At 66.9% G+C, this 8440-nt stretch carries 8 protein-coding genes (1 of these 8 cut by a window edge); 3 read left to right on the top strand and 5 right to left on the bottom strand.

The window, feature by feature from the left end; translation table 11 throughout:
- The 3 genes from VGL40_06255 to feoB form a co-directional block, all read left to right on the top strand.
- A protein-coding gene (locus tag VGL40_06255; protein HEY3314870.1) for a hypothetical protein crosses the window boundary here: on the top strand, nt 1-544 show its 3' portion. The gene continues 260 nt to the left of window position 1, outside the view; only the last 544 of its 804 coding nucleotides appear in the window; its start codon lies beyond the left edge, outside the window; the stop codon is at nt 542-544.
- Nucleotides 545-730: 186 nt separating this feature from the next.
- Nucleotides 731-979 carry a FeoA family protein gene (locus VGL40_06250; GenBank protein HEY3314869.1) on the top strand — a complete coding sequence of 83 codons (249 nt, stop codon included), beginning with the start codon at nt 731-733 and terminating at the stop codon, nt 977-979.
- A complete protein-coding gene (gene feoB, locus VGL40_06245; GenBank protein HEY3314868.1) occupies nt 969-2903 on the top strand; it encodes a ferrous iron transport protein B in 1935 nt (644 codons plus the stop codon). Before VGL40_06250 ends, feoB begins: the two co-directional genes overlap by 11 nt.
- Nucleotides 2904-3156: 253 nt before the next feature.
- Here feoB and lysS read toward each other — a convergent pair whose 3' ends face one another.
- The 5 genes from lysS to VGL40_06220 all read right to left on the bottom strand — a co-directional run bounded on the left by lysS (nt 3157) and on the right by VGL40_06220 (nt 8375).
- Nucleotides 3157-4641 (bottom strand): lysine--tRNA ligase, encoded by a 1485-nt coding sequence (lysS, locus tag VGL40_06240; GenBank protein HEY3314867.1) that lies wholly within the window; start codon nt 4639-4641, stop codon nt 3157-3159.
- A 173-nt stretch (nt 4642-4814) separates the two neighbouring features.
- Nucleotides 4815-5291, bottom strand: a complete 477-nt coding sequence (gene greA, locus VGL40_06235) for a transcription elongation factor GreA (GenBank protein HEY3314866.1) — start codon at nt 5289-5291, stop codon at nt 4815-4817.
- Between the two features lie 308 nt (nt 5292-5599).
- Complete coding sequence (locus VGL40_06230) at nt 5600-6781, bottom strand: hypothetical protein (protein HEY3314865.1); 1182 nt, start codon at nt 6779-6781, stop codon at nt 5600-5602.
- Nucleotides 6782-6828: 47 nt separating this feature from the next.
- Entirely contained in the window at nt 6829-7746 is a 918-nt protein-coding gene (locus VGL40_06225) for a quinate 5-dehydrogenase (GenBank protein HEY3314864.1), read from the bottom strand.
- 62 nt (nt 7747-7808) lie between these two features.
- Nucleotides 7809-8375 (bottom strand): helix-turn-helix transcriptional regulator, encoded by a 567-nt coding sequence (locus VGL40_06220; protein ID HEY3314863.1) that lies wholly within the window; start codon nt 8373-8375, stop codon nt 7809-7811.
- Nucleotides 8376-8440: the final 65 nt, after the last annotated feature.

The raw sequence follows: 8440 nt of genomic DNA, 5'->3' as shown, positions 1-8440 counted from the left end.
CGGCGGGGGGACCTTCATCGCCTGGGACTACCTGCCCTATTTCTACGTCCTGTACGCCACCGGCCGGTCGACGGCGGATGACTACGCCGCCGGTCTCCTCAGCCGGACCGAGCGGCGCCTCCTGGAGATGGTCGAGGAAGCCGGGCCCATCGACAGCCGTGAACTCTGGCGACGTTTCAAGAAGGAATTTCCCGGCCCCCGATCCCGGCTGCTGACGGCCTTGACCCAATCGCAGCGGACCTTCCGCCTGACGGTCTGCGGTGGGTCCCTGGAGGGCTGGTCGGTCCACCGGTGGGACCTGCTGGGGCGCCAGGTCCCCGGGAGTCTGCTGGACGGCCTACCACTCCCCGATGAGGCCCGCGAGAAGCTGCTCTTGAAGTACGTCGAGAACGCGGTGGCCTGCCCCCTGGCCGAGCCGGCCCGGGCCTTCCATTGGGAGCGGCCGGTCGCCCGAGGCGTGATCGACCGCCTGACCGGCCGCGGGCATCTGAGGATTGCCGCCGATGTCGCCGGGATCAGGGGAGATGTCCTGCTCCTTCCGTGAGGTCAACCGGGACTTCCGCCGCCTGGCCGCCCGGGTCTTCCACCGCCAGACCATCCCGGACTTTCCTGCCCGACCGCGCCCGATAAAGCGCGGCCTTTTCTTTTCGGCCTAAAGCCCTTTCCCCCGCATAGGCATGGGAACGAGGTCCACTCGTCAAAAGCCGGCGAGGGCGGGAGGGAGGGCATCATGACCCTGGACGAAGCTCGGCGCGGTCAGGTCCTGATCATCGGCGGGATCAGCGATGGGCGCGCCAAGGACCAGGCCCTTCGCTTCGGCCTGGCCGCCGGGTCCGAAGTCCGCTGCGAGCAGGCCTTGCGGGGCGGGCCGGTGGTCCTCAGCCGGGGGGCGATGCAGGTGGCCATCGGACGCCGCCTGTGTCCCAGGATCGCCGTCGAGCTGGCCCCGCGCCGGGGAGGCGTCCGCCGTGGCCGTTAGACGTCACCACCTGCGCGGGCAGTTCACCGTGGACAAGGTCAAGTCGGGGGGCGGCGATCGCCGCGTCGGCTACGAGCTGGTCGGCCTGCCGCCCGGCGCCCGGCGGATCGTCCTGGTCGGCAACCCCAACACCGGCAAGTCGGTCTTCTTCAACGCCTTCACCGGCCTGTACGTCGACGTCTCCAACTTCCCGGGGACCACCGTCGAGGTCTCCAGCGGCCGGCTGGGTCAAGATGTGGTCCTCGACACGCCGGGCATCTATGGGGTCTCCTCCTTCAACGATGAGGAGCGGGTGGCCCGGGACGTCATCCTGGCCGCCGACCTGGTCATCAACGTGGTCAATGGATCCAGCCTCGAGCGCGACCTCTTCCTGACCCTCCAGCTCATCGACATGGGGTTGCCCTTGGTGGTCGCGGTGAACATGGTCGACGAGGCCGAGCGGCACGGCCTTCGGGTCGACTACGAGCGCCTGCGGGATATCCTCGGTGTCCCGGTGGTCCCGACGGTGGCCACCGCGGGACGAGGCCTGGATACGGTCCGCCGGATGCTCGACACCGCCCGCCCCGGCCGCCCCGACCCGGACACCCTCGAGCTCTGCAAACGTGCGGGCGAACTGGCCGGGACGCCTGAGGGGCCGGCCGCCCGGAGTGAGGCCCTCCTGATGGTCGAGGACGACCCGACCGTCCTCGCGGAGTACGGTGGGCGACCGACCGGCCGGCGCGAGGAGGTTTACGGACGGCGGCGGAAGCGGGTCGACGCCCTGGTGGCCGAGGTCGTCCGTCGCGAGCAGCGGCGGGCCGACTTCGGCCGGACCCTGTCCGACCTCAGCCTCAGCCCCTTGGCCGGAACGCTGATCGTCTTCATCGTCCTCCTCGGGCTCTATGAGCTGATCGGGGTGCTGGCGGCCCAGAAGGTCGTCGGGTTCACCGAGGACCGGCTGATGCGGGGCTATTACGAGCCCTGGATCCGCGGCCTGCTTGCCCCTTACTTGGCCGCCGGGGGGGCGGCGGCTCAGTTCCTGACGGGTGAGTTCGGCCTCCTGACGATGACCGTGACCTACGTGGTCGGGCTCCTCTTCCCCCTCGTGGTCGCCTTCTATCTCGGAATGTCGCTCCTGGAGGACTCCGGCTACCTGCCCCGTCTGGCCACCCTGGTGGACCGGGAGATGATGCGGATCGGCCTCAACGGCCGGGCGGTCATCCCGGTCATCCTCGGTTTCGGTTGCGTGACCATGGCCATCATCACCACCCGCCTCCTCGGAACGGCCCGCGAGCGGACCATCGCCGTGGCCCTCCTGGCCCTCACCATCCCGTGTTCGGCGCAATTGGGGGTGATCGCCGGGATGATGGCCGGGGTCGGCCCCCTGGCCGTCCTGATCTTCGTCGGGACCATCGCCGCCATCTTCGCCCTCGCCGGGACCATCCTCGACCGGCTCCTGCCGGGCGTGTCCTCCGATCTCTTCATCGACCTGCCCCCCCTGCGGCTGCCCCGGGTCGGCAACGTCCTTCAGAAGACCTGGGCCAAGACGGTCATGTTCCTGCGCGACGCCGGGCCCCTCTTCGTCTATGGCTCGCTGGTCATCAGCTTCCTGAAGGTGACCGGTTGGCTCGCGGACGTCCAGGGCTTCCTGGCCCCGCTCACCGTGGGTTGGCTGCACCTCCCCCGGGAGGCGGCGACGGCCTTCATCATGGGCATCGTCCGGCGGGACTTCGGCGCGGCCGGCCTTTCGGCGCTGACCCTGGACGCGGCCCAGAAGGTCACCGCGGTGGTCACCATCACCCTCTTCGTCCCCTGCATCGCCGCGGTGATGGTGATCTTCAAGGAGCGCGGTTCTCTGCAGGCCCTGATCGTCTGGGCTTCCAGCTTCGTCGTGGCCTTCCTGGCCGGCGGGCTGATCGGTCGGTTGGCCGAGGCGGTGCTTTAATCAGAGAAAGCATCCCCGACGGGCGGCGGGGCGGAAAGGCAAGGCCGCCGGCCAGAAGACGACCGGCGGCCCGGAGAAACTCAAGACCCGAAAGGAGGACGCAGAGCTCCGCCGGCGCGGCGTCGAAGACATCTCCGACGTCATCCTGGTCCAATCGGACCGGTCGGGCCGGATGTTCATCGACCTGCGGGACGACTTCTCCGAGGTGACCGGGAAGGACGAGTGACGGGCGGCTTTGGGCCGCCCGCTTCGTTCAGCCCCGCGGCCTCATCACCGGGAAGAGGATGACATCGCGGATGGAAGGCGAGTCGGTGAGAAGCATGGTCAGGCGATCGATACCGACGCCCATGCCGCCGGTGGGCGGCATCCCGTATTCGAGGGCGGTGACGAAGTCCTCGTCGTAGGCCATCGCCTCGTCGTTCCCCTTGGCCTTCTCCCGGGCCTGCTGCTCGAACCGCTCGCGCTGGTCGATCGGGTCGTTCAGCTCCGAGAAGGCGTTCATCGTCTCCCAACCGTTGATGAAGGCCTCGAAACGATAGGTCAATTCGGGGTTGTCCGGCCGTCGCTTGGCCAGGGGGGAGATCTCGATCGGGTAGTCGATGAGGAAAGACGGCTGGATCAGGCGCGGCTCGACAAACTCGGAGCACAGTTCGTCAAGGACCATCCCCTTGGTCCGCTTGCCGGCCAGGTCCAGGCCGAGCTTCTCGCCGATGGCCACGGCCTCCTGGTCGCTCTTCACGGTCAGCCAGTCGACCCCGGCGTACTCCTTGATCGCGTCGAGCATCCTGACCCGTGGCCACGGTGGGGTGAGGTCCAGGACTCGCCCTTGATAGGTGACCTTGGTCGTGCCCAGGGCCTCTTCGGCCGCGCCGGCGAACATCTCCTCGCCGAGGCGCATCATGTCCTCATAGTCGGCGAAGGACTGATATAGTTCGAGCATGGTGAATTCGGGGTTGTGTCGGGTGTCGATGCCTTCGTTGCGGAAGCAATGGCCGATCTCGTAGACCCGGTCGAAGCCCCCGACGATCAGCCGCTTGTGGTACAGCTCGAGGGCGATCCTCAGGCAAAGGTCGAGGTCAAGAGTGTTGTGGTGGGTGGTGAACGGCCGGGCGTGGCCGCCGCTGGCCAGGAGGGTCAGGATGGGCGTCTCCACCTCGCAGTACCCGTGGCCGTCGAGGTACCGGCGGACGGCACTGATGATCTTGCTGCGCTTGACGAAGGTCTCCCGGACGTCCGGGTTGACGATCAGGTCGACATAGCGCTGACGGTACCGGAGGTCTACGTCGGTCAGGCCGTGCCATTTCTCGGGGAGCGGCCGGAGGGCCTTGGAGAGCAGTTCGAACCGCCTGATCTCGACGGTGACCTCTCCGCGCCTGGTCTTGAAGACGACGCCGGTCAGCCCGATGGTGTCGCCCCCATCGAGCTCATCAAACAGCCCGTACTGGTCTTCCCCGAGGACGTCAATCTTCGCGTAGACCTGCACCTTCCCAGACATGTCGCTGAGGTCGGCGAAGGTGGCCTTGCCGTGTTTGCGGATGGTCGTCAGCCGGCCGGCGATGGTCACCTCCCGGCCTTCCAGGGTGACGAAGTCGTCCTTGACGTGCTGGGCGAAGTGGGTCCGCTCAAAGCGGTGGCCGAAGGGGTCCAGCCCCATCCCGCGAAGCTTGTCCAGTTTGGCTCGGCGAACGGCGATCTCGCTAGTCTCGGAGAGACTGGTCTTGGGGGTCTCGTCGCTCAAGGTCCTCTCCTCCTGCCTACGGTTGGGGTGGCTGAACGGAAGGCCCGTCCACCCGGGATCTGGATCCATCACCATGGCCATTGAAGAAGGCCGCGATCCGGATGGTCGCGGCCTTGCTCAGATCGCTCTAAGGTTGGCCGGGCGCGACGTCGCCGGCCGGCGCGCGTGCCCTTCTATCGAGAGATGCCGAGGATCTCGTACTTGATGGTCCCGGCCGGGATGTTGACCTCGACCACGGTCCCGACTTTCTGCCCGAGCATGGCCTTGCCGACTGGTGACTCATTGGAGATGAGGTTCCGGCCCGGGTCGGCCTCGGTCGACCCGACGATGGTGAACTCGACGACGACGCCCTTCTTGAACTCCTTCAACTTGACCTTGGAGCCGACCCCGACTCGGCCGGCTTCCACGCTGACCTCGTCCATTAACTTGGCGTTGCGCAGGAGCTTCTCCAAAGTCAAGATGCGGCCTTCGATGAAGGCCTGCTCGTTCTTGGCGTCCTCGTATTCGGAGTTCTCGCCCACGTCACCGAACTGTCTGGCTTGCTTGATCCGCTCGGCCACCTCCCGGCGTCGAACGGACTTGAGGTGCTCCAGCTCTTGCTCGAGCTTCTTCAAGCCCTCGAGTGAGAGGATGACCTCTTTGTCGGCCATCTGGCTTTCGCTCCTTTAAAAGCGGGGGCAAGATCCCCCGCGTCCAAAGCCAATATATGCCTTGGACTCCTCTTTTATTCTCCGTTCTGGCTGGGGAAAAGCGTTTTCAGAGCGGGTCTTAGCGGGCCGAGACTGAAGGCCGGACGGCCGTAGAAAAAAACCCTTGACCGTCTGGTCGTCCCGGGCGGTGGCGTACAACCAGGCAAGCACCGGATCAGCGCCAGTGCTTGCCTATGCGTCCCAAATTATAAGTCACTCCCGATAGGCTGTCAAGGAAGGCTTCGGACGACCCCTCGGCCGTCCTTTTTCTAGAATTCACTGCCCGTCCTCGCTTTCCTGCCGTCCCCCCCAACTTTCGGCCGCTCCGCCCGTCGCCCCGCCGAGAGTTCGGCTTCCAGCCAGCGTAATCGACCGAAGCAGAGGGGTTGCCCGGCGGCCAAAGCGGCCAGGGCCTCGATGTGACGAAGGGTGGGGGTAGCGATCCCCGGCAGCCGACTCGATGGTCTGACGACCCGAAAACCCGGTCTCGCTCTACCCGCGGGTCCGGAGGGCCTGGCCCCCCCCGTCTCCAGCCAGGCTTCGGCCATCACCGCCGGGACCACCCGGACCGGACCGGCCGCCTTGATCCGGGGCAACGAGTCGGGAGGGCCGTCCACCACCGGGAGGGCCAACCGCGGGGGCGGCCCGGTCCACGCCAGGCCGACGGCCCCACCGATGGCCACTCGAAGGTCGGGGCGAGCGGCTTTCAATGGCTTGGCCGCCCCTCGCCCGGGGGTCAGGTCGACGGCGATGGCTCGGTGGCCGAGGATCGAGTTGAGGTCCCCGGAGCCCGGACCGAGGACGATGGCGGCGATGACCGGCTCGCCCTCCCGCCACAGCCCGGCCGGCCCCCCAACCTCGGCGACCAGCCCGCTGTCGGCCAGTACCCGGGAGGCGATCCCGGTCAAGATGTCGGTCCTTGGGCCGAGGAGGACGAGGCCGTCGACCCGGCGGGCAGCCAGGATGGACAAGGTTTCCCCGAGCAGTCGCTGGCCCGGTCCGACCACCAAGCTCAGCCTTCCGCCCGTAGCCCCGGACGGCAGGGCGGCCCAAAGCCCATCGAGAGTCGCCCAGGCCTCCATGGCCTCGCCGGTGATCACCCTCAGGTCGGAATGGCCGGCGATGAAGGCCGCCCACTCGGGCTTGGCCAGGGAGCCGCCGAGGGCGACGGAGCGCGCCCCCTCCTTGACGGCCGCAGCCACGGCGACGAGGACTTTCCGTCGGGCGGCCCCGGAGTTGACGTCGGCCAGCTGCCCGGGGGCCAAAGGGACGGATAGGGCCAGGCCGCGCGAGCCTCCGGGGGCCGGCTCTAAAAAACCAAGCCGGAGCGGTGGGAGAAGGCGCGACAGCCCCTCCAAGAACAGCCCCGGCCAGAGTCCGATCGCCCCGGTCCGGCGGCCGACTGCCGCCGGGTGCGGGTGGACCAGGTAGACGAAGTCGATCGCGGTCACCGGCCGACCTCCCCGTGCCCGGCACGGCTGGAGGCGGCCGGGCGGGCCTAGTTCAACTGCTCGACCCGCGGTTGGAAACCGATCCGGTTAAGTAGGTCATCGTAGTCCTTCTCGGTGACCTCGGCCGGCGACTTGCCGGACAGGGTGATCAGGATGGCCTCGATGACGTTCGTCCCGGGCGACCGGCCGCCCAGGTCCGGGGTGGCGGTGACGAGGGTCTTGACCCCGCGGGTCTTGAGCTCGGCGATGTTGGCCGTGGTCACGGTGTTGGTCAGGATGACCTTGCCGTCCATCCGCTCGGGCATGTACTTGGCGATGTAGTGCCAGTCGCCCCCGACCACTTCGGCCCAATCGTAGTACCGGGCGTACGTCGGGCTGACCTTCTTCGCCTGGCCCTCGCCCTTCTGTTTCTCCCCGGTGGGGTAGAGCCAGCTGAAGGGGAGTTGGACGAGGATCGGGGCCAGCAGCCTGGCGATGGCTTCCAGTTGACCCAGGGTCCGGAGGGGGATGGGCAAGCCGAGGACGAAGATGAAGTCGCCGAAGATGGTATCGGCCTTGACCTCGGTGAAGCCCTCGGCCATCCCGATCCGGTCGACGGCTGAGACGACGAGGCAGCGTTTACCCCGAAGCGGCATGACGCGCTCATCGATGAAATGCACCGTGCGCCGCTCAAGGAGGTGCTTGAGGCCGCTCCCGTCGACCATCGGGGTCTTCCGGGCGGCCCGGAGGAGAGGGGCCGCCGACCTGATGATGTACTTGGCCGTGCGGGACCGGACGTAGATGTCGATGCCGCCCATACCGAAGGCGTCGACCTTGCCGTCGAGGTCCTTGACGAGCTGAACCGCCTTTCTCATGTCCCCGTCGGCGCCCATCCGCTCGATGCTGAACTCCTCGCCCAACACGTTCAGGGTGTACTTGAAGTCCCTGTCCGAGGCTCCGAGGCTGACGCTGACGACTCGTTTCACCACGACTCATCTCCTCTCATGTCTACTCGCGATGGTCCCGCATCTTGTCGGTCTTGGCGGGATTACTGCCGGTCGTTGGGGGTCCTCGACTTGGCCGGCCGGCTGGCCTTCACGGACTTGATCATCCGTCGCAGCTCCTCGGGGTCGAACCGGCCGTTGGAGCCGGCGGTCTGCTTGAGGTGGACGGCGGTGACCTGTCGGTCGAGGAGGGCCTCGATGAAGTGGGCGGGCTGGTTGAAACCGAGGATGATGACCACCGGGAATTCGCGGATCCGGGCCATCAGCCTCATCAACTCGTTGAAGAGCTCGGCCCCGCTGCGGCTGAGCAGGTTCCACCGCTCCTTGTCGTTGAGGACGTAGACAAAGTCGGCCGCCTCTTCCCGGGCGACCCGAGCGATGTCCTCTTTGTTCTCGACGGGGAAGCCGATGATGGCGATGGAATCACCCTTGCGGACCTCGCCGACGCTCTCCAGCCGCGAGACCAGGGTCCGATCGACCCCGAGCCGGTCGGCCACCTCCTGCTGAGACAGACCGCTGGCCCTGAGCGAGAGGATCCGGTCGATGGCCCGCTCGATCTTGTTGCGATCGATCAGCTTCTCTCCGATACGAATGAAGTCCGCGATCCTCACCTCCGGCCGGTTTCACCTCTGAGCACAAATCTGTGCCCAACACAATTATATCGCCTGGTCTTAAT

It is taken from the genome of Bacillota bacterium (assembly GCA_036504675.1).
In the GTDB taxonomy this organism is placed as follows: Bacteria; Bacillota; Sulfobacillia; order JAJYWN01; family JAJZPE01; genus DASXUT01.
The sequence above is the reverse complement of the archived record's forward strand: the minus strand, read 5'-3'. Positions and strand labels throughout refer to the sequence as shown.